We start from the raw sequence: 22,989 nt of genomic DNA on the forward strand, positions 1-22,989 counted from the left end.
ACCGAGCCCTACCGCCTGGTCCACCGCCGTCAACGCTGGTACCTGTTCGCCTGGGACCTGGAGCGCGCGGACTGGCGCACCTTCCGCGCCGACCGAGTCAAGCCGACCGGCCCGCCCGGACCGCGTTTCAGCCCGCGCCCCACACCGCCGGACAGCGAGATCACCGCGCGGGTCGACAGCGGCGTCGCCCGCGCGCCGTGGCGCTACACGGCACGGGTGATCGTGCACGCGTCGGCCGACTATGTGCGGGCCCGCATCCCGACACCGATCGAGATCGAGGAACTGGCAGCCGACCGCTGCGCCATCGAGCCGGGCTCCGACGACCCGGATCGCCTGGCGCTGTATCTGGGGATGCTCGAAGCCGACTTCGAGGTGGTGGACGCGCCGGAGTTGGCGGTGGCTTTGGAGCGGATTATCGCTCGGTATCGGCGGGCGATTGAGGGTGTGGATTGGGGTGTGGATCGGGGTGCGGATCGGGGGTGAGCTCTGCGGTCGTCCTGGCGACGGCGGGCGTCAGCTTCCGCGCTGCACACCTGGCTGCCGCAGCGTTCTACGACCTCTGACGGCAGCGATCTACCACACCACAAGGCGGCTGGCGCTCCCATTCGAGCGCCAGCTGCCTTCAGATACCCGGTTGCAGCATCTGCTTCTGCGTGTGGGCCTCTGCTCTTGCTGTTGTACTGCTACGGCATGGCGGTCGGGTCGACAACGCTGTCAAACCCGCCCGGTCCGGCGATCTTGCGCTACCCATTGACGCAGAACTCTGACAGTGGCTCGATATCCGGTATGACCGCCAGCGCCTCGGCAGCGAGGCCAGCATCGGATCTCCTCACCGGCGCCACTCCGCGCCAGCTTGCGCGAACCGCTGGCGCCCTCTACCTGGTCAACATCGTGCTCGGCGCCTTCGCCATCGGGCTGGTGCCGAGCATGCTGTTCGTCTCCGACCTGGCGAAGACGGCGCACAACATCCAGACCCACGAGACGCTCTACCGCCTCAGCTTGGCGGCGCACGTTGTGGTCACGCTAACCAACGTCCCTATGGCGCTGCTCTTCTACGAGCTGTTCAAAGTCGTGAACCGGCGCCTGGCGCTCCTGGACGTGTTCTTCACGCTGGTCGCGACCGCCGTCGAGACCTCCGGCATCGTCAACGGGTTCACGCCCCTCGCGCTCCTGCACGGCACGACCTACACCGGCGCCCTCTCGGCAGCGCAGATGCAGGCGCTGGAGCATCTGCCGGGCGACCTGTCCTCGGTCGACTACAGCATCTACGGGATCTTCTACGGGTTCGACATCCTCTGCGTCGCCTATCTGGTGCGCCGATCGACCTTCATGCCGAAGTTCATCAGCATCCTGCTGGCGATCGACGGCCTGGCCTACCTCGTCGGCGGCTTCACGAACATGATCGCGCCGGGCGTCGCGGGGCACCTTGGTCCCTGGATCCAAATCCCCGCGCCGATCGGGGAAGGTGCGCTGTGCCTGTGGCTGCTGATTGTCGGTGTGGATGTCGAGAGGTGGCAGCAACGGGCTGCAGAGGCGACGGCGACGGGCTGACAACAAGGCCCGGCAACAAACCGGTGTCCCTGACTCATCTGTGGGGTGGTTGCCGTTGCTGGTGGGGTGCGCGGGTGCGGTTGGTTTGTGGTTTTACAGGCGATTCTTACGGCTTCGCGCATAGTTTGATGACCTCGTGGGGGACGCAGTTCGGCTGTGCCCCGCTGGTTGCGCTGGCGGCCGCCGGTGTTCGTGTGCAAGACCGCGCACAGGTCCGAGTCACTGCGCATGCGTTTGGTCTGGCGGCTGTCTGCCGCGTTTGGTGGGTGCGTTGAGGCCTCTGGCGGGCCTCCTCGACGAGGGGGCGACCCGCGCGTCGGGTTGTTGGGCGGCGGTCCGCGACTGTTCGGCTTTCTATCCGGTGTTGCCTGCGTTGCGTTGTTTGCTGGCGGTGTTGCTTGTGGTCGCCGGGTTCTGGGTCCCTCGCCGCGTCATCGCCGTAAACGGAACCTGCCCGGTTTGGCGGAATCAAGCCGGATCGCTGTTGCTGTGGTCCAGTCTCGTTCGGCTTGACACCGCCAAACCGGGCAGGTTGGCTGCGCCCGCTGACGCGGCGAGGGACCCAGAACCAACACCCCGCATGGTCCGGTCGGAACCGGCGAACCACGTGGCCGGCCGCGCGCCGCCCGTCACCACTCACAGATGCCAAGCGCCGGAGCCAGGCGACTCAGCCCTCGAACACCGAACGGTCGAAGGCCCCCAAAATCTCCTCTGCCGCATTCGTAGCCGTCATCGCCCCGGCGCGCACCTGCTCCTCCACCGCCGGTGCGAGCTTCCGGATCCCGGGGTCCTCCCGCAGCCGCGCCAGCAGCCGGTCCTCGACCATGCTCCACACCCAAGCCACCTGCTGGTCCCGCCGGCGCGCTGCCAACTCGCCTGCCGCCTCGAGAATCCGGCGGTGGCGCTCGATCTCCTCCCACAGCTCCGTCAGCCCGCTGTCCTCCAGCGCGCTGCACGTCAACACCGGCGGATTCCATGCCGCATCCGCAGTACGCAGCAACCGCAGTGCCCCGGCCAGCTCGCGAGCGGCGGCGCGCGCGTCGCGCTCGTGCGGGCCGTCGGCCTTGTTCACCGCGATCAGATCGGCGAGCTCCAGGACGCCCTTCTTGATCCCCTGAAGCTGGTCGCCGGTGCGGGCCAACGTCAGCAACAGGAACGTGTCCACCATTGCCGCGACCGTCGTCTCCGACTGCCCGACGCCGACCGTCTCCACCAGCACCACGTCGTACCCGGCGGCCTCCATCACCACGATGCTCTCGCGCGTGGCCTTCGCGACGCCGCCGAGCGTGCCGGACGTCGGCGAGGGACGGATGAAGGCGGCCGGGTCAGCCGCAAGCCGCTCCATCCGCGTCTTGTCGCCGAGGATGGAGCCGCCGGTACGGGTCGAGGACGGGTCGACCGCCAGCACCGCGACCCGGTGGCCGAGGCCCGTCAGCATCGTGCCGAGAGCGTCGATGAACGTCGACTTGCCGACCCCCGGCACCCCGGTCACGCCGACCCGCACCGCGCCGCCCGAGAACGGCAGCAGCGCGGTCAGCACCTCCTGAGCCAGAACCCTGTGATCGGCGCGCGTCGACTCCAGCAGTGTGATGGTGCGAGCGATCACCGCCCGCGATCCCGACCGCACTCCGTCCACGAAGTACTGCGGGTCCCGCGGTGTCACAGCTCGTGGCCGAGCGTCCGGGCCAACTCCCGCACCAGGTCCCGCGCGGCGTCCGGGATCACCGTCCCCGGGGGGAACACCGCAGCTGCGCCGGCGGCGTACAGTGCCTCGAAGTCCTGCGGCGGGATGACGCCTCCGACCACGATGACGATGTCCTCCCGCCCGGCCTCGGCCAGCTCCGCCCGCAGCGCCGGTACCAGCGTGAGGTGCCCGGCGGCCAGCGAGGAGACGCCGACGATGTGCACGTCCGCCTCCACCGCCTGCCGCGCCACCTCCGCCGGCGTCTGGAACAGCGGGCCGACGTCCACGTCGAACCCGAGGTCGGCGAACGCCGTGGCGATCACCTTCTGCCCCCGGTCGTGCCCGTCCTGCCCCATCTTCGCCACCAGGATCCGGGGGCGCCGCCCCTCGGCCTCGGCGAACGCGTCGACCAGCGCCCGGGTCTCTGCGACCGGGCCGCCGGCGCCTGCTTCGTCTCGGTACACGCCGGAGATAGTGCGGATCTGGCCCGAATGACGGCCGTAAACCTGTTCCAGCGCCTCGGAAATCTCGCCCACCGTCGCCTTCGCCCGCGCCGCGTCGACCGCCAGCGCCAGCAGGTTGCCCGCCAACGACCCGTCACGCTGCGCCCCGGAACGCGCCGAGGCGGTCAGCGCACGCAGCGCGTCCTGACAGGCCGCCTCGTCCCGCTCGGCACGCAACCGCCGCAGCTTCTCCACCTGCTGCGCCCGCACCTGCGCGTTGTCGATCTTCAGGACGTCGATCTCGTCGCCGCCGGAAACCCGGTACTTGTTCACGCCGATCACCGGCTGCCGCCCGGAGTCGATCCGCGCCTGCGTCCGCGCCGCCGCCTCCTCGACCCGAAGCTTCGGAATCCCGGCGTCGATGGCTGCGGTCATCCCGCCGGCCGCCTCGACCTCCTGGATGTGCTGCCACGCACGTTCCGCGAGGTCGTGCGTCAGCCGCTCGACATATGCGCTGCCGCCCCACGGATCGATGACGCGGCACGTCCCCGACTCCTGCTGAAGCAGCAGCTGCGTGTTGCGGGCGATGCGCGCCGAGAAGTCCGTCGGCAGCGCCAGGGCCTCGTCGAGCGCGTTGGTGTGCAGCGACTGCGTGTGGCCCTGCGTGGCTGCCATCGCCTCGATGCAGGTGCGGGTGACGTTGTTGAAGACGTCTTGCGCGGTCAGCGACCACCCCGAAGTCTGACAGTGTGCACGTAGTGACAATGACTTCGCGCTCTTCGGGTTGAAATCCTTGACCAGCCTGGCCCACAGCAACCGCCCGGCCCGCAGCTTGGCGACCTCCATGAAGAAGTTCATGCCGATCGCCCAGAAGAACGACAGCCGCGGCGCGAACGCGTCGACATCCAACCCCGCGTCCAGACCAGCGCGCAGGTACTCGATACCGTCGGCGAGGGTGTAGGCGAGTTCGAGATCGGCCGTCGCCCCGGCCTCCTGGATGTGGTACCCGGAGATGGAGATCGAGTTGTACCGCGGCATCCGCTGCGAGGTGTACGCGAAGATGTCGGAGATGATCCGCATCGACGGCTGCGGCGGATAGATATAGGTGTTGCGGACCATGAACTCTTTGAGGATGTCGTTCTGGATGGTCCCGGCCAGCTGCTCCGGCGCGACCCCCTGCTCCTCGGCGGCGACGATGTACAGCGCCAGGATCGGCAATACCGCACCGTTCATCGTCATCGACACCGACATCTTGTCCAGCGGGATCCCGTCGAACAGCTGCCGCATGTCGTAGATCGAGTCGATCGCGACGCCGGCCATCCCGACGTCGCCGGTCACCCGCGGGTGGTCGCTGTCATAGCCGCGGTGCGTGGCCAGGTCGAAGGCGACCGACAGACCCTTCTGCCCAGCCGCGAGGTTGCGCCGGTAGAACGCGTTGGACTCCTCAGCCGTGGAGAAGCCCGCATACTGCCGGACGGTCCACGGCTGGTTCACGTACATCGTCGGATACGGCCCGCGCAGATACGGGGCGATCCCGGGATACGTGTCCAGGAAGTCGAGCCCGTCCAGGTCCGCGGCCGTGTACAGCGGCTTGACCGTGATGCCCTCGGGCGTCTCCCACAACGCCTCCTCGACATCCTTGCCGGTCTCATCGCGCCAGGCCGTACGCCAGTCCGCCTCAGAGGCCGCAGGCGCCGGGCCGGCGGCTGGGTCCTCGAAGTCCACCTCGGAGAAGTCGGGAATCATCAGGACGCTCCGATCTCAGCGTAGGCGGCACGCAGCGCAGCGAGCACGTCGCAGCCCACATATACGAACTCGTCGATACCGGCGGCCCGGTATTCCTCTTCCCGCTCGCCGGGCCGTCCCGCCAACGAGACGCGACCGATCCCGGCCTCGCGCACAACCCCGGCAACGACCGCCGCCTGCTCGGCGTACACCGCATCGCTGGAACACAGGCAAGCCACTCGCGCGCCACTGTCGGCCAGCGCCTTGACCAGGGCTTCGGCGTCGATACCGGTGTCGCTGTCAACCCCGACCGGGACCGGCACGACCACCGTCTCGATACCGCCGGACTGGAACAGATTCGCCGCGAACGAAGACCGCGCCGAATACACCGCCTCGGTACCCAGCCCGATCAGCGCCATCCTCGGACGCGTGCCACTGGCCGCGAGCTGCGCATCCGACCGCGCACGCAGCTCCTCGAAGGCTTCAGAACGCCGCACCACCGGCAGCCCGCCGCCGCGAGGACCAGGCGCCGCCGGCCGAACCAGCCGTTCCTCACCGAGGTGCGGGAACTCGCTCACGCCCAGAATCGGCTCACGCCGCCGCGCGATGTCCTTGCCGCGCTTCTCCCACGCCGTGCCGATCCGCTCGGCAACCAGCCCGGAGGCCAGCGCCTCGCGCATACCCGCAGCGCGCTCGATCTCCTGGAACCAGCCCCACGCCGCCCGCGCCACGTCGCGCGTCAGCTGCTCGACGTACCAGGACCCGCCGGCCGGGTCGACGACCCGGCCCAGGTGCGACTCGTCCAGCAGGATCGACTGTGTGTTGCGGGCGATGCGGCGGGCGAAGTCGTCGGGCAGGCCGACGGCGGCGTCGAACGGCAGCACCGTCACCGACTGCGCGCCTCCGACCCCCGCCGCCAGGCAGGCGACCGTGGTGCGCAGCATGTTCACCCACGGATCGCGCTCGGTCATCATCACCGACGAGGTCACCGCGTGCAGCCGCAGTTCGCCGGCCGTCTCGGGGGACCCGCTGGCCTGCAGGACCCGGGCCCACAACAGCCGAGCGGCACGCAGCTTGGCGACGGTGAGGAACTGGTCGGCGGTCGCGGCGAAGCGGAACTCCAGCTGTGCGGCCGCAGCCGACACCGAGAGTCCGGCTGCCGTCAGCTCCCTGAGATAGGCGACGGCTGTGGCCAGGGCGCTGCCGAGTTCCTGCGCCGCAGTGGCGCCCGCGTTGTGATAGACGAGAGCGTCCACCATCAGGGTACGAATACCGGGTCGGTTCCGCGCGTTGTCGCCGGCCAGCTCGGCCACAGACCGCAGCAGTTCCGAGGTCTGGGCATCGGAGCCGGTCCGGGCCAGCAGCCCGAGCGGATCGGCGCCGATGTTGCCCCCGGCCCCGGCCGATCCCGCAGGCAGGCCGCGCTCGTCGTACACCGCGAACAACCGGCGTGCCGCCTCGCGGAAGTCGGGTCCGGCGTCGAGGACGACGGCGGCCAGGTCGAGATAGACGCCGTCGAGCACCGTCGGCAGCGCGTCGATCGCCAGACCGTGCTCGCCGTGCTTGCCGAACTCGCCGAACTCGCCGACTTCGAGCCAGATCGACGTGACGCCGTTCTCCAGGTCGGCCAGCACGGCCTCGTTGGTCCGCCGAGGGTCCGGATCCGCGTGGTACTGCCGGATGTCCCAGCCGTCGAGCACCGCGCCCTGCGGCCGGGTGCCTCGGACGTACGGCGCGAACCCCGGCGGGCCCGGCTCGGGGAGCGCTTCGCCGGCGGTGTACAGCGGCAGGACGGTCAGGCCGTCTTCGAGCCGGGTGCTCAGCGCCGCCTCGGCAGCCGCGCCGTCCAAGCCCTGCTTGCCCGACTTCGCCAGAACCCCGGCGACCAGGCGCTGCCACTGCTCGCGATCCGCCGCCGGGAACTGCGCGGCCGACGGTGTCATGTGAAGGCCTCCTCGTGGGGTGCCTCGCCCCGGCTACGGAGACCACGGGCCGGCTCTCCTGACCCCGGATCGGCGCGGCGCGCAGGTCCCTCGGTCCTCCAGCCGTCCCTCGGACGTGCTGTGGCCGTGGGTCCTGCGCACCGTGGTCTCGTTATATGGATGTCTGTCCGTGACGATGCCGGAGGCCGTGCCGCCGCGTCAACGCCCTTCCGCTGTGGCGAGCGCCACGCCGCCAGGTTGTTACGCCGCGTGCGTCAGATCGCCAGGCTGAGCAGTCCGGCCGCCGTGAATCCGACCACCGACAGGATCGTCTCCAACACCGTCCAGGTCCGCAGCGTGTCCTTGACCGTCATGTTGAAGTACCGGGAGACGATCCAGAACCCGCCGTCGTTCACATGCGAGGCGATGATCGATCCGGACGAGATGGCCACCGCGATCAGGGCGATGTGCGGCTGCGAGAAGTGGCCCTTCTCCACCAGCGGCGCGACGATGCCGCCGGTCGTGACGATCGCGACCGTGGCCGAGCCCTGCGCCAGGCGCATGCCGCAGCTGATGACGTAGGCCAGGAGGATCAGCGGGAGGCCGGCCGAGGTCAGCGTGTGGGACAGGGCCTTGCCGACGCCGGTCGCGGTGATCACGGCACCGAAGAAACTGCCCGCCCCGATCACGAGCAGGATCATCGCCACCGGACGCAGCGAGTTCGAGCTGAGCTCGGCCAACTCCGTACGGCTGAATCCGCGTCGCTTCCCGAGCAGCCAGAAGGCCAGCAGGACGGCGATGGTCAGCGCCACCGCGGGGGTGCCGAGGAAGGTGAGTACCGGCAGCGCCGAGCTCTTCTTCAGATAGACGGTCCCGAAGGTCGCGCCGAGGATCAGCACCAGCGGCACCGCGATGAGGCCGATGATCAGCGACAGCGGCGGGGCCTTGCGCTCGGTGACGGTGACGGTGCCGGTCTCGGTGCCGGTGACGGTGCCGGTTTCGGTGCCGGTGACGGTGCCGGTTTCGGTGGCTTCCACCTCGGACGACACGCTCTTGTTCTGGTCGTCGCTGCTCTGGCTGCCCTGGCTGCCCTGACCGATCTGGCTGGTGCTGACGCCTTGGCCGGGCATATCGGGCACCGCGATGATCACCCGCTTGCCGATCCAGCTGCCCCACGCCACACCGGCCACCAGAAACGCCGGCAGACCGCAGATCAGTCCCATGATGAGCATCCAGCCGAGGCTGACACCGAGCAGCCCGGTGACGGCGACAGGGCCGGGGTGCGGTGGCAGGAACGCGTGGGTCATCGATAGGCCGGCGAGCATCGGCAGCGCGTAGACCACCAGCGAGTGGCCGCCACGCCGGGCCGCGACGTAGACCAGGGGCGCCAGGACGAAGATGCCGACGTCGAAGAACACCGGGATGCCGAAGATGAGGCCGGTCAGCCCCATCGCCAGCGGCGCGCCGCGCTCCCCGAAGGCCGCCTGCAGCCGCGCGGCCAGCACGTCGGCCCCGCCGGAGCGTTCGAGCAGCGCGCCGAAGATCGTGCCGAGCCCGATGATGGCCGCACTGTGGCCGAGGATCGAGCCGAACCCGGTCTCCAGCAACGACTTGTTGCTGACCAGCGCGGTCCCGACGAGCGTCGAGACCGGGAGCCCGGCCGCCAGGGCGAGGACCAGGCTGGCGGCGATCAGGGCGATGAAGGGTTCGAGCTTGATCTTGATGATGAGGAACAGCAGCAGGGCTATGGAGCATCCGCAGAGCGAGAGCAGGCCGCCGGTGTCGTGCTGCAGCCAATGGACGAAGCCGTGCAAAGTGAGCCTCCGCGCTGATCGGGGCCGAAGCAGGCCTTGACAGGTGCAGGGGATGATCAGCCCAGTTCAGCGGCGCTGTCCACCGCTGACGGGCTTGATGCCGGCTGACGTTAGGCGGGCCGGCCGCGGCCGGACAAGGGCTTGCCTTAACTCTTTTGCATAGCAAAATGGCGTATCGAATACCGCGCCGAGGTCAGCACCGACCGCGGCACAGGAAGGGACGCGACGCGATGACGGAACAGGACGGCCAAGCGCGACCGGCTTCAGGAGATCGCAACCAGTCGTCGTCGCTGCGGCGCGCGCTGGCGGTCCTCGGATACGTCCGCGAGCACGCCGACAGCGGCCGCGGCGTCCCGCTCGGCAAGCTGGCCGAAGCCCTCGGACTGAACAAGAGCACCGTGCTGCGCCTGACCGGCCCGCTGCTCGAAGAACACCTGCTGGACCGCGACCGCGAGACCGGCTGGTTCCGCCTCGGCCACGGTGCCCTCCGCCTCGGCCAGGCCTACCTGTCCACGCTGGACCTGCGCAGCATCGCCGTGGAGCACCTCCGCAAGCTCCAGCGGGAGGTGGGGGAGACCGTGCACCTGACGGTCTGGGAGTGCCCTGACATCGTCTACGTCGACAAGGTCGAGAACGAGACCAACGTCCGGATGGCGTCCCGGGTCGGCAGCCGCGCTCCCGCCTACTGCACGGCCAGCGGAAAGGCGATGCTCGCCTGGCTCCCGGAGGAGACGGTCCAGGAGGTGGTCGCCGCCGGCATGCGTCCGATCACCGCCTGGACCCTCTCCGACGAATCACAGCTCCGAGCGGACCTGGCCCGGATCCGGGCCCGCGGCTACTCGATCGACGATCGCGAGAACGAACCGGAGGTCCGCTGCGTGGCGGCGCCGATCTTCGACCACACCGGCGAGGTCGCGGCGGCCCTGTCGATCTCCGGCCTGACGTCGCGGATGACGGTGGCCCGGGTGCGCACGCTGGGGTCGGTGGTCGCGCAGGTCGGCCAGCGGATATCGCGGGAACTCGGCGCCGACGTCGGGGGTGCGCCGACGGCGTGACTTGAACGCGTTCAAATCCGCTGCTACGGTTCCCGTGACAGTAGAAGTTGAACGTGTTCAACTTGGAGGGGAACCATGGACCTGACAGTCCTGTCCTACGTGATCTATCTGTTCATCAGCATCGTTCTGACCGTCTGGGTGGCGCGTACGCTCAGCCGCGCCGGCCGGGTGTTCCTGGCGCAGGTCTTCCCGGGTTCGGAACACCTGGCGGAGGCGGTGAACCATCTGCTGGTCGTCGGGTTCTACCTGGTGAACCTGGGTTTCGTGAGCCTGTACCTGAAGAGCGGGGCCACGACCGAGACCGCGCGCCAGGTCTTCGAGGGGTTGTCGGTCAAGGAGGGGGTCGTGCTGCTGGTGCTGGGCGGCCTGCACCTGGGCAACGTCTTCGTGCTCAACAGGCTGCGGTCGAACAGCCGCCGTGACTTCGCGGTCGTCCCGCCGATCCCGCCGACCGGGTTCCTGCCCGGGGCGGAGATGTGACGATGACGGCGCCGACGACCGCGCAGGCCGCGCGCCCGGTGCGCGGCCTCACCGTGCTCTACGACCCGCGGTGCCGGCTGTGCCGGGCCGTGCGCGAATGGCTCGGCCGCCAGCGGCAGCTGGTCCCGCTGGCGTTCGTGGCCGCCGGCTCGGCCGCCGCCTACGAACGGTTCCCCGGCCTGGACCACGCCGCGACGCTCAGCGAGATCACGGTCATCGGCGACGGTGGCCAGATTTTCGCCGGCGACGCGGCTTGGATAGCGTGCCTGTGGGCGTTGGCCAAGCACCGCGGCCTCGCCTACCGCCTCGCCACCCCGGCCGGCCGGCCCCTGGCCCGCGCCGCGGTGCTGGTGGCGGCGAAGCTGCGCGCGTCGTTAACGGACGCCGGGCCCGGCGGCGACTGCGCCGACGGGACCTGTGCCGTCGCGGCGCCGCGACCGGATGGAGGACGACGAGAGCATGGCCGAGCCGCGCGAGCCCCAAACGGGGCGTACCGATGGTGAGATCGGCACGGCCCGGGACCGCGTGGAGAACACCACACCCCGCGGTGACGAGCGCAAAGCCCTGATCCTCGAAACGGCCCTGAGCCTGTTCGAGCGCGACGGCTACGAGAAGACCACCATGCGCGCGATCGCCAAGGAGGCGGGCGTCTCGGTCGGCAACGCCTACTACTACTACGCCTCCAAGGACCACCTGATCCAGGCCTTCTACGACGAGGTCTCCGACCGGCACGTCGAACAGGCGCTGGCCGCCATGCGCCCGCATCGCGACCTGGCGTCCCGGCTGGCGGTGGAACTGCACACCTGGATCACCGTGGCCGAGCCCTACCGCGAGTTCGCGTCCCAGTTCGTGAAGAACGCGGTGGACCCGAACTCCCCTCTGAGCCCCTTCTCCCCGGAGTCGAAGCCGTCCCGCGACAAGGTGATCGCCGTGCACCGGCACGCTCTGCGGGGCTCGACGGCGAAGGTCTCCCCGGAGATCGCGGAGAATCTGCCCGATCTGCTGTGGATGCACCACATGGCGATCGTCCTGTTCTGGGTCTACGACCGCTCACCGGGTGCCCGGCGCACCCGGGAGCTGGTCGACCGGACGTCGCCGATGGTCGCGCGGGTGATCGGGCTGAGCCGGTTCAAGGTGGTGCGGCCGTTGTTCCGGGAGGCGGACAAGCTGATCCGGGATTTCCTGCTGCCGGGGGACGAGCCTGCTGGTGCTGAGGGCTGAGGGCTGAGGGCCGAGGCGGCTCAGAGGCTCTTCGTGAAGAATTCGGTCAGCCTGTCGGCGACCTGAGGCACGTACTCGGGATTCCAGTACAGGTCGATGTGCGACGCGCCGTCGATGACGTGCAGCTCCTTGGGTTCCTTCGCCTTCTCGACGGCGTCCTGGCTGTAGTACAGCGTGTCGGCCTCGGACCCGGCGATCAGCAGCAGCGGACGCGGCGAGATCAGCTCGATTCCCTCGAACGGGAAGAACGCCATCTGCTGGCTGAGGCTGGACAGCGCGAACGTGCCCATGAACCGGGGGTTCGGGTCGATCTCCGAGTAGTGCCCGGCTGGAAGCCGTTCGGTTTGAACAGGTTCCCGACGACTGTGTTGCCCTTGTTCTGGAAGGTGATGCGTTCCATGTTCGTGTACTTACTACGTGGGGTGTGGGGTGTGGCTCGTGAAGTCGGTCCTCGTCAGGGGCGGACGATGACCTTGAGCGCTTCGCGGTCGTTCATCAGCTGGTAGGCCTCGGCGGCCTGGTCCAGCGGAACGGTGCGGTCGAAGACGCGGCCGGGGTGGATGTCGCCGTTCAGGATGTGCGGCATGAGCTGCTCGATGTAGGCGCGGGCGGGGGCGACGCCGCCGGTGACCGTGAGGTTGCGCAGGAACTCGCCGAACCCGAACGGGATCGCCGGGTACTGGGGCGCGCCGACGCGGCTGATCGTGCCGCCGTCGGTCACCACGCCGGAGGCCTGCACGAGCGCGTCCTCCAAGCCGACGCACTCCAGAACGCGGTCGCTGCCGAATCCGCCGGTCAGCTCCTTCACCGCGTCGACGCCGTCGGCGCCACGTCCGGCTACCACATCGGTGGCGCCGAACTCGCGGCCCAGGTCGGTCCGGGCGGTGTGGCGGCCCATCAGGATGATGCGCTCGGCGCCCAGGAGCTTGGCGGCGATGACCCCACAGAGCCCGACCGCGCCGTCGCCGATCACCGTCACGGTCTCGCCGGGCTTGACCCCGACGGTGAGCGCGGCGTGGTAGCCGGTGCACATCACGTCGGACAGGGTCAGCAGGTCCGGCAGGAGGTCGGAGTCCTCGGCGACGGGCAGCCTTACCAGGGTGCCGTCGGCCCACGGGACGCGCGTGGCCTCGCCCTGGCCGCCGTCGACCCCGTTGACGCCCCACGGCCCCCCGTGCCGACACGAGGTGTTCAGGCCGCGGCGGCAGTACTCGCAGGTGCCGTCGGAGTAGGTGAACGGCGCGACGACCAGGTCGCCGGGCTTGACGTTCCGCACCTCGGACCCGGTCTCCTCGACCACGCCGATGAACTCGTGGCCCATCTGCCGGGGGTGGTCGGTGTATGGCGCGGACTTGTACGGCCACAGGTCGCTGCCGCACACGCAGCCGACCACGATGCGCAGGACCGCGTCGGTGGGCTGCTGGATCTTCGGGTCCGGGACGTCTTCGACGCGGACGTCGCCGGCCTGGTAGAGGAGGGTGGCGCGCATGGCGGGGGGCCTTTCTTCTTTCTGGTTTCTGCGGGGTCAGCGGGCTTACGGGCTTACGGCGCGGTCTGCGTCATGGAGTTCGACCTGGCGCGCGGCGCTGTGCGGCGGGCACGGCGTACTCGGCGTCGGTGACCGCCTCGCCCCAGACGGTCTGCGGGGCGTCGCTGCCGTCGCCGTCCATCAGGACCAGGTGGGCTATGAACGTGCCGGGCGCGGCGCCGTGCCAGTGCCGCACGATCGCCAACCACGCCTGATCCAGGCCGCCGGCGAACAGGCCGTCGACCCACACGTCGCCGGTGAACGTCTCGGCTGGGCCTTTGGTGGTCGGCTGGCGGCTGATGATGTCCATGAGTCCTCAGTCGGTGATGTGTCGATGTGGAGCGTTCGGCCATCCGGCGTAAGCACCAGACGGTTGATCGCGGCTGCCACCTCGTGCTCCGGGGCGGCGTCCCCGAGGATCTGCTGTGCGCGGGTCGTGATCTTTGCTCCAGTTCTAGAGCCTGCTCCCGGAACCGGCGAGGTGGCAGACCGGGTTTGTCCAGGGAACGGCCAGCGGGGCACCAACAGGACCCCCCACTTGGCCCCCATGCAGGTCAGGAGTGGGTCAGACTGGGGGTATGGCAGGTGGACAGCAGGCAGGTGGACAGCATCACGAGAGCGCTGGCGCCGAGCTGGGGCGCTTCCTGCGTGCGCGGCGCGTCCAGCTGACCCCGGACGCCGTCGGCCTGGCGCCCACCACCGGCCTGCGCCGCACCCCTGGCCTGCGCCGCGAGGAGGTCGCCGCCGTCGCCGGGATCAGCATCGACTACTACATCCGCATCGAGCGCGGCAAGGAGACCCGCCCCAGCCCCGCGGTCCTGGACGCGCTCGCCCGCGCGCTGAAGCTCGACCCCGACGAGCACGCGCACCTGCTCGATCTGGCTGCCCACGCCGCCCGCTCGGCCTCCGAGCCGCCGCCGGCCCCCAGCCGAACCGTGCGCCCCGAGCTGAAGCTCCTGCTGGAGAACCTGCGCCCGAACCCCGCCTACATCACCAGCCGCACCCTGGACGTCCTAGCCTGGAACCCCGGCGCCCTGGCACTGTACGCGGGCCTGGACCAGTGGCCGACCCCCCAGCGCAACCTGGCCCGCTTCATGTTCCTGCACCCCGCAGCCCGCGACGTCTACACGGACTGGGACATCCAGATCCGAGCCTGCGTCGCCCGCCTCCGAGCCCTGGCCGGCACCGACCCCGACGCCCCCGACCTGGCATCCCTCGTCGGCGAACTCCTCCTCAAAAGCCCAGACTTCGCCAAACTCTGGGAACGCTACGACGTCACCCGCCGCACCGCCGCCCGCACCAAGACCTTCCGCCACCCCCAAATCGGCACCATCACCCTGACCTTCCAAGGCATGCAACTGGAAAACACCCCCGGCCACCGCCTGGGCGTCTACCTCGCCGACCCCGGCACCCCCGACCACGACGCGATGATCCTGCTCGACATGACCGCCCCCAGCCAGCCCGACAGGATCGCGGCGCACCGGGAGGGCTGACGCAACGTGCGGCGCGAGTTGACCAGGCCTCACAACCCTCTGTAGCCGACGTGCGCGGGAAGGTCACGGGCCGACGCTTCTCGTGCTGCCTCGGCCAGCTTTTTCGGGTCGGCGGCCGCCGGTTCTGTGGCCGCTGGTTCTGCGGCTGTGGCTATCGCCGCGGCCGCGGGCTCGGTGGTTACGGTCTCCCGTCCCTTCTCGCTGAGTCTCAGGACGCGGCGCGTTGTTCGCCGAGCCGCCGCTGGCGCTCGACGACAGCCAGGTAGAGCGCCCAGGGGAAGGCGAAGCTCGTGAACAAGCTGGCGACGAAGAACAGCCACGGACGCCTGACGCCCCGACGCCGGCCGTCGACGATCGTCATCAGCGGCAGCAGGACGAGGTTCCCGATCGTGTAGTCCTGGCCGGCCGAACTCGCCGCGGGGTTCGCGTACATCAGCTTGATGTACTGGGCCCAGCTGCCGTCGCCCCAGATCGGGTTGGTGTGGCCGTGGGCGTATTCGTGCACGAAGCGGATGTTGAAGTACCAGCCGACGGCGACCGACGCGACGCCGGCTGTGTAGTAGATCAATTCGAGCATCGAGATCACAGGGCCGGTCTCCGGGCGGCGGAACACCGCCGGGTTCGATGCGACGATGAGCCAGACGACTGTCACTCCAAGGATCGCGTGCACGATGAGAGCGGCCATTCCGGGAGCGTCGATCCGGCGTCTTGTTTTGTCAATGGTGACAAAACAGGGTTGGGGACGCCTGACCGCCGGCCGGCCGGCGACGGTATCTTCTGCTCATGGCGAGGTCGGCGCAGACGGTGCGCAGCGAGCGGACGCGCGAGGCGCTGCGGCGTGCCGCTCTGGTGCGGTTCCTCGCCCAGGGCGTCGAGGACACCTCGGCGGAACAGATCGCGGCCGACGCGGGTGTCTCGCTTCGGACCTTCTACCGCCACTTCACGTCCAAGCACGACCTGCTGTTCGCCGACTACGACGCCGGCCTGCACTGGTTCCGCAGCGCGCTGGCCGCACGTCCGGACGACGAGCCGATCACGGAATCGGTGCGCGTGGCCGTCCTGGCCTTCCCTTACGACGTCCAGGCTGTGACTCAGATCGCGACACTGCGCTCCGGCACGCTCGACGCCGAGCGCATCGTCCGCCACATCCGCGGCGTCGAGGCGGACTTCGCGGAGGCCGTCGCCGAGCGGATGACGCGCCGACCGTCCGCGCGCGGTCTTGATCGCGATGCGGTCGCCGAGCGCCTGGCCGTCACGGTGACCGCGCGGTGTGTCGCCGCCGCGGTCTTCGGCGCGATGGAGGTCTGGATGCTGCGGGACGAGCGTTCGTTGCCGGAGTTGGCAGAGCTTTGCCGCGCCGCGCTGGCGTCGCTGGACGGTGGACTCGTCGACGGCATGTTTCGTCCATAGTTTCGTCAATATTGACATTAAGAGCCCTGAGTGCGACGGTGCGCCGAGAACGGAAGGCGGCGGATCCGCGACCCGGGAAGGCGGCGCGCGATGCAGCGCTACGACGCGATCGTCATCGGTTCGGGCCACAACGGCCTGGCGGCAGCGGTCCTGCTCCAACAGGCGGGCCTGGCCACGGTGTGCCTGGAGGCGAATCGCTACGCGGGCGGCATGGCGTCGACCGTGGAGCTCTTCGACGGCTACCGATTCGAGATCGCGGGCTCCGTCCAGTTCCCGACGTCGGCCGTGGTCAGCCGCGCCCTCGGCCTCGACGGGCTGCCGACCATCGACATGGACGTCATGTCGGTGTCGATGCGCGGCATTGGCGACGAACCCCTCGTCTACTTCACCGATCCGATGCGCATGTTCACGCACCTGGTCGACGTCCACGGTGAGGACGCGGCCAACGGCTTGGCCATGCTGATGGCCTGGAGCCAGGCGCCGACCCGTGCGCTCGGCCGCTTCGACGCGGCGCAGCCGGCGAAGTCCCTGGACGAGATGTACGCCTGCGCGACGAACGAGCTCGAACGCACCAGCATCACCGATCTCCTGTTCGGCTCGGTGACGGACGTCCTGGACCGCTATCTCCCGGACAAGGAGCGGCACGGCGCCCTCCGCGGCATGCTCGCGCTGCTGGCCTGCAACACCACCTACCGCGGACCGGCGACACCGGGCAGCGCCGCGGCCCTGGCCTTCGGCCTCGCGGTCCCGGACGAGAACACGGTCCTGACGCACAAGCTCCGCGGCGGCATCGGAACCCTCACCGAGCACCTGGAACGGCGGTTCCGATCCGACGGTGGCGAGCTGCTGCTGCGCAGCGAGGTCGCGCAGATCATGGTCGCCGATTCACGCGTGACAGGTGTTCGCCTCGCCGACGGGACGGAGTTCGAGGCGCCGATCGTCGTCTCTTGTGTGTCTCCGGACCTGACGGTCACGAGTCTGGTGCCGGCCGACGCGATCGCCGCAGACGTTCGTGACCGCTACTCCCGCGTCGACCACCGAGGCAGCTACGTCCAGATGCACTTCGCCCTGGACGGCTCCCCGGAGTTCGCCAAGCCGTACGAACTGCTCAACGACCCGACGATGCAGGCTGCCATCGGTCTGTTCAGCACGCCGGAGGAACTGCAACAGCAGTGGGAGGACTGCCGGCGCGGCATCGTGCCAGCCGACCCGACCATCGCCTTGCAGATCCCCTCGGCACAGGACCCCGACCTGGCTCCGCCCGGCAAGCACGCGGCATGGGCCTTCGCCCTTTGGTTCCCGGTCGAGGCCGACCACGTGCACTACGGACGTCTCAAGGCCGAGATGGGCCAGCGCGTCATCGACAAGATCAGCCGAATCGCCCCGAACTTCGAAAGCCTCATCACAAAGCACACGACGTTCACCCCACGCCACATGAGCACGATGTTCGCAGCACCAGGCGGAGACTTCTGCCACGGCCTGTTCCACCCGGAACAGATGGGCCCGAACCGCCCAGGCCCAAAAGGCCACCCGGACCAGCCCCTGGGCATCGAAGGCCTCTACCTCGGCAGCGCCGGCTGCCACGGCGGCCCGGGCATCACGTTCATCCCCGGCTACAACGCGGCCCAGGCAGTCCTCGGCGAGGCCTGACACTCCAACCGGCGGACTTGGTCATCGGCCGTGCCTGGACCGGTATCCGGCCGGTGAGGTGCCGCATCGAGCTGCTCGGCTTGCAGGTGCAGCACCGCTGAGAAAAACAGAACAGCCCCCGCTCCGCGTTTCCCGCAGTTCAGGGGCTGTATCAAAAGCGGTGACGGTGGGATTTGAACCCACGGAGGCTTGCACCTCACACGCTTTCGAGGCGTGCTCCTTAGGCCGCTCGGACACGTCACCGTGGAACACCTTACCGGATGTGCGTCGGTGCTCCGGTCACTTTTGGCGGCGGCCTTCGAAGAAGCGGTCGAGCGCGTCTGCGCACTCCTGCTCGAGTACTCCGGCGACCACTTCCGGGTTGTGGTTGAGGCGCGGGTCTCGGAGGACGTCGTACAGCGACCCCGCTGCGCCGGCCTTCGGGTCCCAGGCGCCGAAGACGACGCGCGCGAGGCGTGACAGCACGATCGCCCCTGCGCACATCGTGCACGGTTCGAGCGTGACCACGAGGGTGCAGTCGGTCAGTCGCCAGCTTGCCGGGCTCGTGGGGTCGGCCTGGGTTGCGCGCTCGTGGAGGGTTCGGGCCGCTGTGCGGATGGCGACGATCTCCGCGTGCCCGGTGGGGTCGCCTTCGGCTTCGCGGGTGTTGCGGCCGGTGGCGATCACGGTGCCGGTGGGGTCCAGGATCACCGCGCCGATGGGGACGTCGCCGGTGGCTTCGGCCGCGGTCGCCTCGGCCAGCGCCAGGCGCATCCAGGGTTCGTAGCGGCGCTGCGTGGGCGTCGTCATGGGTCCAGTGTGGCCGTTCGCCGGGGGTCGTCGGTGGAGTGCGTGCATGTTAGCCGAGCGCATGCCAGCTCCATCGCGTGTGATCGGAGCCACAAGCGATCAACCTCACAATAAAGCGCCGCCGTCCCCATCGCGGGAACCGGCGGCGCCGCAACCGTTCAGCGTCCTCGGGCTCAGGACCGCCCAAGCGACGTCCTGTGACGAAACCTCTAACCGAACCTCTAGTAAAAGAAAGTCCTCAACAACTGCTGTTGCCTGAGCCGCGCCATCCGGGCCCGCCGCGGCGCCACGCGCTCGCGCAGGCGCTGGGCCTCGGCCAGGTCGGCGAGGAAGTCCTCGCGACGGCGTTTGCGGTCTCGTGCCTCCCGCGCGGGTGCGGGCTGCGGTCGCGGCTGGTCTGCGGGCATCTGCTCGTCACCGCCTTCCCATCGCGCCGGTCCCCATTTCCGGAAGCCGGCGGTTTGACCTTTTTGAGAGGTTACCTTGTCACCGTATGTGCTTGTCCAGTGCTTACCGGTGCAGCACCTCGGCTCGTCGGATACCGTTTGCCCATGCCCACCGTGTCCATTCATGTCGTCGACCACCCGCTTGTCGCTCACAAGCTCACCGTGCTGCGGGACGCGCGCACCGACACCCCCACCTTCCGCGCGCTCGCCGACGAGCTGGTGACGCTCCTGGCCTACGAGGCCACCCGCAACGTGCAGGTGGAGCCGACGACGGTGGTCACGCCGGTCGCCGAGGCGCGCGGCGTCACCTTCACCGGCCCGCGGCACCTCGTGGTCCCCGTCCTGCGGGCCGGCCTCGGCATGCTCGACGGCATGGTCCGCCTGCTCCCGACCGCCGAGGTCGGCTTCCTGGGCATGGTCCGCAACGAGGACACGCTGCAGGCCTCCACCTACGCCACGCGCCTGCCGGAGCACCTCGCCGGACGCCAGTGCTACCTGCTGGACCCGATGCTGGCCACCGGCGGCACGCTCATCGCCGCGATCCGCCTGCTCGCCGAGCGCGGCGCGGCCTCGGTCACCGCCGTCTGCCTGCTCGCCGCGCCCGAGGGCGTCGCCGCCGTCCAGGAGGCGCTGGCGGACCTGGACCTGCCCGTGGCGATCGTCACAGCGGCCATCGACGAGCGGCTCAACGAGAACGGCTACATCGTCCCGGGCCTCGGCGACGCCGGAGACCGCCTCTACGGGACCGTCTCGGCCTAGCACCGGCCTGAGCGAGAAAACTCTGTGGGGCCGGAGAACCGGCCCCACAGTCGTCTCTGATGCCCGCACAGGCCCTCGCCCGCACAGGCTCTCAGCCGGCACAGGCCCCTATGCCCGCACAAGCCTCACTGTGCCTTGAGCGCCGCCAGCACCTTTGCCATGCTCTCCTTCGCGTCCCCGAAGAGGAGCGAGGTGTTCTGCGCGTACAGCAACTCGTTCTCGACCCCCGCGAACCCGGGCCGCATCGACCGCTTGCAGAACACCACCTGCTGCGCGAGGTCCACGTCCAGGATCGGCATCCCCGAGATCGGCGAGCCGGTCGGCTGCCGGGCCGCCGGGTTCACCACGTCGTTCGCCCCGATCACCACGGCCACGTCCGCCGAGGCCAGCTCCGAGTTCGCCGCGTCCAGCTCCAACAACGACTCATAAGGCACGTTCGCCTCAGCCAGCAGCACATTCATATGTCCCGGCATCCGCCCCGCGACCGGGTGGATCCCGTACGACACCTGCACCCCGCGCGAAGTCAGCAGGTCCGCGACCTCGCGCACCGTGTGCTGGGCCTGCGCCACCGCGAGCCCGTAGCCCGGCACGATGACCACCTTGCGCGCGTACCCCAGCAGGATCGCGACGTCCTCCGGCGAAGACGTCCGCACCGGCCGCGCCGCGCCGTCGCCACTGGCCCCGGCACCGCTGGCGGTAGCCGTGAACGCCCCGAACAACGTGCCGGTCAGCGGACGTCCCATCGCGGCGGCCATCATCCGGGTCAGCAGCGTCCCGGACGCGCCGACCAGCGTGCCCGCGATCACCAGCAGCGTGTTGCTGAGCACGTAGCCGCTCGCGGCGACCGTGAGACCGGTGAAGGCGTTCAGCAGCGAGATGACGATCGGCACGTCCGCGCCGCCCACCGGCAGCACGAACAGCACGCCGAAGGCCAGCGACAGCAGCGCCAGCAGCACCATCAGCGCCGTGCTCGGCCACGGCACGAGGAACACCGCGAACAGCACGCTCGCCGCCGCGACCCCGATGGTCACCCAGCGCCCGGCCGGCAGCACCACGGGCCGCGTCGTCATCAGCTCCTGCAGCTTGGCGAACGTGATCATCGATCCGGAGAACGAGACCCCGCCGACCAGGATGGTGAACGCGGTCGCCGCCAGATCCGCGGTGGCCGCGTGCTCGATCCCCTTGCCGGGCCGCAGGAACTCCACGGAGGCCACCAGCGCCGCCGCCCCGCCGCCGACGCCGTTGAACAGCGCGACCAGCTGTGGCATCGCGGTCATCCGCACCTGCCGCGCGGTCGGCAGACCGATCGCGATACCGACCACGATCGCCCCGATGATCAGCCCCAGGTGCTGCAGGTGCGGCGTGGTCAGGGCGACGATCACGGCCAGCGCGGCGCCGCAGGACCCGATCAGCGTCCCCAGGCGTGCGGTGCGCGGCGCCGACAGGCCCTTGAGGGTGAGGATGAAGCAGATCCCTGCGATCAGGTACGCGGTGTCTCTCCAGGCGCTGCTCACTTGCCGCCCTCCCCGGAGGAAGCCGAGGGGGAGGCCGGCGACGCCGAGGGAACAGCCGGCGCGCCGGAAGTGCCGCCGCCCCCGCCCCCGGGATCACCGGAAGCCCGCCGCGGTTTCGCGAACATCCCCAGCATCCGGTCGGTCACGGCGAACCCGCCGACCATGTTCACCGTCGCCATCACGATCGCCAGCAGCCCGATCACCAGCTGCAGGTTGTCGGTCGTCGACCCGGTGGCGATGATCGCGCCGACCAGGATCACGCCGTGCACCGCGTTGGCACCGGACATCAGCGGGGTGTGCAGGATCGAGGAGACCTTGGAGATGACCTCGAAGCCGAGGAAGACGGCCAGCACGAAGACCGTCAACCACGCTGTGGAACTCATCTGAACTCACCCTTCAGCAGCACGCAGCAGGCGGCGGCGATCTCGTCGGCGGCGATGTCCTCGGGAGTTGATAAAAGCACTCCGTCCTGGCAGATGGCCAGGATGAAGGCGGACATGTTCGCGCCGTAGAGCCGCGAGGCGTGCGCGGCGAGCTGGCTGGGGACGTTGCGGCCGCCGTGGACCAGCACGCCCCGGTGCCGGACGTCCTCGCCGGGGCGCGACACCTCGCAGTTGCCGCCGTTCGGGTTGTCCGCGGCCAGGTCGACGATCACCGAGCCGGGGCGCATCCTCTCCACCATCTCGGTGGTCACCAGCAGCGGGGCCGGCCGGCCGGGGACCGCGGCGGTCGTGATCACGACGTCGGCGGCGGCCACGAACGGGGTCAGGGCCCTGCGTTGCCGGTCGGCGGCGTCGGCGGCCTGCTCGCTGGCGTAGCCGCCGCTGGCCGAGGTCTGACTTTCGATGTCCAACGTGATCGACTTGGCGCCCAGCGAGCGGATCTCCTCGGCCGCGGCGGCGCGCACGTCGTACCCCTCGACCACCGCGCCGAGCCGCTTGGCCGTCGCGATGGCCTGCAACCCGGCCACGCCGGCGCCGAGGACCACGACCTTCGCCGGCGGCACCGTTCCGGCCGCGGTCATCAGCAGCGGGAAGAAGCGGGGGAGCCGTTCGGCGGCGATCAGGGCGGCGCGGTAGCCCGCGACCATCGCCTGGGAGGACAGCGCGTCCATGGACTGCGCGCGGGTGATGCGGGGGAGCAGTTCCAGGGCGAAGAAGCTGGCGTGCCGGTCCACCAGGACGCCGGCCGGGCCGCGGCCGTCCTTGGGGGAGGACAGGCCGATCACCGCGGTGCCGGGCCTGAGTTTGGCGGCGGTCTGCTGATCGAGTTGTCCGACGGCGGTTAAGAGATCGATGTTCGCCAAGATTTCTTCCGGGCTTTTCGCGATCATGGCGCCTGCCGCGCGGTACGCGTCGTCGTCTTCGGTGGCCGCCTCGCCGGCGCCGGACTGGACGTACACACTGTGGCCGGCCGCGATCAGACGTCCCGCGGACTCGGGGGTGAGCGCCACCCGGCGCTCGAACGGGGCGTTTTCGGTCAAGACACCGATCTGCATGCGATCA

22 protein-coding genes and 1 tRNA gene are annotated in these 22,989 nt (G+C 69.6%); 10 read left to right on the forward strand and 13 right to left on the reverse strand.

The window, feature by feature from the left end; translation table 11 throughout:
- The coding region (locus tag GWK61_RS29615; RefSeq protein ID WP_194914106.1) for a helix-turn-helix transcriptional regulator at positions 1-483 on the forward strand (483 nt) is incomplete at its 5' end.
- Positions 484-786: 303 nt separating this feature from the next.
- Entirely contained in the window at positions 787-1,551 is a 765-nt protein-coding gene (locus GWK61_RS29620) for a DUF4386 domain-containing protein (protein WP_194914108.1), read from the forward strand.
- Between the two features lie 667 nt (positions 1,552-2,218).
- Here the strand turns inward: GWK61_RS29620 and meaB are convergent.
- From meaB to GWK61_RS29640, 4 genes are all read right to left on the reverse strand, one after another.
- Positions 2,219-3,157 (reverse strand): methylmalonyl Co-A mutase-associated GTPase MeaB, encoded by a 939-nt coding sequence (meaB, locus tag GWK61_RS29625; RefSeq protein WP_369125624.1) that lies wholly within the window; start codon positions 3,155-3,157, stop codon positions 2,219-2,221.
- A 53-nt stretch (positions 3,158-3,210) separates the two neighbouring features.
- The gene (scpA, locus tag GWK61_RS29630; protein WP_194914130.1) at positions 3,211-5,424 is read right to left on the reverse strand and encodes a methylmalonyl-CoA mutase; all 2,214 of its coding nucleotides are present in this window, start codon (positions 5,422-5,424) and stop codon (positions 3,211-3,213) included.
- Positions 5,424-7,346: a methylmalonyl-CoA mutase family protein gene (locus GWK61_RS29635; protein ID WP_194914135.1), complete on the reverse strand. Its 1,923-nt coding sequence runs from the start codon at positions 7,344-7,346 to the stop codon at positions 5,424-5,426. The genes scpA and GWK61_RS29635 overlap by 1 nt, the downstream gene beginning before the upstream one ends.
- A gap of 254 nt (positions 7,347-7,600) precedes the next feature.
- Positions 7,601-9,139, reverse strand: coding sequence for a GntP family permease (locus GWK61_RS29640; RefSeq protein ID WP_194914137.1), 1,539 nt, complete (start codon positions 9,137-9,139; stop codon positions 7,601-7,603).
- A 230-nt stretch (positions 9,140-9,369) separates the two neighbouring features.
- Here GWK61_RS29640 and GWK61_RS29645 point away from each other — a divergent pair, with 230 nt between their 5' ends.
- The 4 genes from GWK61_RS29645 (at position 9,370) to GWK61_RS29660 (ending at position 11,895) form a co-directional block, all read left to right on the forward strand.
- Positions 9,370-10,194, forward strand: coding sequence for an IclR family transcriptional regulator (locus tag GWK61_RS29645; protein ID WP_194914145.1), 825 nt, complete (start codon positions 9,370-9,372; stop codon positions 10,192-10,194).
- 75 nt (positions 10,195-10,269) lie between these two features.
- The gene (locus tag GWK61_RS29650) at positions 10,270-10,674 is read left to right on the forward strand and encodes a hypothetical protein (protein ID WP_194914149.1); all 405 of its coding nucleotides are present in this window, start codon (positions 10,270-10,272) and stop codon (positions 10,672-10,674) included.
- A gap of 2 nt (positions 10,675-10,676) precedes the next feature.
- A complete protein-coding gene (locus GWK61_RS29655) occupies positions 10,677-11,177 on the forward strand; it encodes a DCC1-like thiol-disulfide oxidoreductase family protein (RefSeq protein WP_194914150.1) in 501 nt (166 codons plus the stop codon).
- Positions 11,134-11,895, forward strand: coding sequence for a TetR/AcrR family transcriptional regulator (locus GWK61_RS29660; protein ID WP_194914152.1), 762 nt, complete (start codon positions 11,134-11,136; stop codon positions 11,893-11,895). The genes GWK61_RS29655 and GWK61_RS29660 overlap by 44 nt, the downstream gene beginning before the upstream one ends.
- A 20-nt stretch (positions 11,896-11,915) precedes the next feature.
- Here GWK61_RS29660 and GWK61_RS29665 read toward each other — a convergent pair whose 3' ends face one another.
- The 3 genes from GWK61_RS29665 to GWK61_RS29675 all read right to left on the reverse strand — a co-directional run bounded on the left by GWK61_RS29665 (position 11,916) and on the right by GWK61_RS29675 (position 13,733).
- Entirely contained in the window at positions 11,916-12,185 is a 270-nt protein-coding gene (locus GWK61_RS29665; protein ID WP_194914153.1) for an alpha/beta hydrolase, read from the reverse strand.
- 164 nt (positions 12,186-12,349) lie between these two features.
- A complete protein-coding gene (locus GWK61_RS29670) occupies positions 12,350-13,384 on the reverse strand; it encodes a zinc-dependent alcohol dehydrogenase family protein (RefSeq protein WP_194914155.1) in 1,035 nt (344 codons plus the stop codon).
- Positions 13,385-13,454: 70 nt separating this feature from the next.
- Positions 13,455-13,733, reverse strand: coding sequence for a cupin domain-containing protein (locus GWK61_RS29675; RefSeq protein WP_194914157.1), 279 nt, complete (start codon positions 13,731-13,733; stop codon positions 13,455-13,457).
- Positions 13,734-14,001: 268 nt separating this feature from the next.
- Between GWK61_RS29675 and GWK61_RS29680 the strand changes: the two genes are divergently transcribed.
- Positions 14,002-14,916 carry a helix-turn-helix transcriptional regulator gene (locus GWK61_RS29680; RefSeq protein ID WP_194914158.1) on the forward strand — a complete coding sequence of 305 codons (915 nt, stop codon included), beginning with the start codon at positions 14,002-14,004 and terminating at the stop codon, positions 14,914-14,916.
- A gap of 208 nt (positions 14,917-15,124) precedes the next feature.
- On the opposite strand, the gene GWK61_RS29685 is transcribed toward GWK61_RS29680, so the two are convergent.
- A complete protein-coding gene (locus GWK61_RS29685; RefSeq protein ID WP_194914160.1) occupies positions 15,125-15,601 on the reverse strand; it encodes a DUF2834 domain-containing protein in 477 nt (158 codons plus the stop codon).
- A 98-nt stretch (positions 15,602-15,699) separates the two neighbouring features.
- Between GWK61_RS29685 and GWK61_RS29690 the strand changes: the two genes are divergently transcribed.
- Positions 15,700-16,326: a TetR/AcrR family transcriptional regulator gene (locus tag GWK61_RS29690; RefSeq protein WP_194914162.1), complete on the forward strand. Its 627-nt coding sequence runs from the start codon at positions 15,700-15,702 to the stop codon at positions 16,324-16,326.
- Between the two features lie 90 nt (positions 16,327-16,416).
- Positions 16,417-17,976, forward strand: coding sequence for a phytoene desaturase family protein (locus GWK61_RS29695; protein ID WP_194914166.1), 1,560 nt, complete (start codon positions 16,417-16,419; stop codon positions 17,974-17,976).
- Between the two features lie 158 nt (positions 17,977-18,134).
- On the opposite strand, the gene GWK61_RS29700 is transcribed toward GWK61_RS29695, so the two are convergent.
- A tRNA-Ser gene (locus GWK61_RS29700) sits at positions 18,135-18,219 on the reverse strand.
- A gap of 36 nt (positions 18,220-18,255) precedes the next feature.
- Positions 18,256-18,765, reverse strand: a complete 510-nt coding sequence (gene tadA / locus GWK61_RS29705) for a tRNA adenosine(34) deaminase TadA (RefSeq protein WP_228563157.1) — start codon at positions 18,763-18,765, stop codon at positions 18,256-18,258.
- 560 nt (positions 18,766-19,325) lie between these two features.
- On the opposite strand from tadA, the gene upp reads away from it, so the two are divergent.
- Complete coding sequence (gene upp, locus GWK61_RS29710) at positions 19,326-19,970, forward strand: uracil phosphoribosyltransferase (protein ID WP_194914192.1); 645 nt, start codon at positions 19,326-19,328, stop codon at positions 19,968-19,970.
- A gap of 125 nt (positions 19,971-20,095) precedes the next feature.
- Here upp and GWK61_RS29715 read toward each other — a convergent pair whose 3' ends face one another.
- The 3 genes from GWK61_RS29715 to GWK61_RS29725 are packed head-to-tail and all read right to left on the reverse strand — an operon-like array spanning position 20,096 to position 22,982.
- Complete coding sequence (locus GWK61_RS29715; protein WP_194914167.1) at positions 20,096-21,484, reverse strand: NAD(P)(+) transhydrogenase (Re/Si-specific) subunit beta; 1,389 nt, start codon at positions 21,482-21,484, stop codon at positions 20,096-20,098.
- Positions 21,481-21,867 carry an NAD(P) transhydrogenase subunit alpha part 2 gene (locus GWK61_RS29720; protein WP_194914169.1) on the reverse strand — a complete coding sequence of 129 codons (387 nt, stop codon included), beginning with the start codon at positions 21,865-21,867 and terminating at the stop codon, positions 21,481-21,483. The genes GWK61_RS29715 and GWK61_RS29720 overlap by 4 nt, the downstream gene beginning before the upstream one ends.
- On the reverse strand, positions 21,864-22,982 hold the full coding sequence (locus tag GWK61_RS29725) for an NAD(P) transhydrogenase subunit alpha (protein WP_194914171.1): 1,119 nt from the start codon (positions 22,980-22,982) through the stop codon (positions 21,864-21,866). The genes GWK61_RS29720 and GWK61_RS29725 overlap by 4 nt, the downstream gene beginning before the upstream one ends.
- Positions 22,983-22,989 lie beyond the last annotated feature (7 nt).

It is taken from the genome of Catenulispora rubra, assembly GCF_015356825.1.
GTDB classification, from domain to species: Bacteria; Actinomycetota; Actinomycetes; order Streptomycetales; family Catenulisporaceae; genus Catenulispora; species Catenulispora rubra.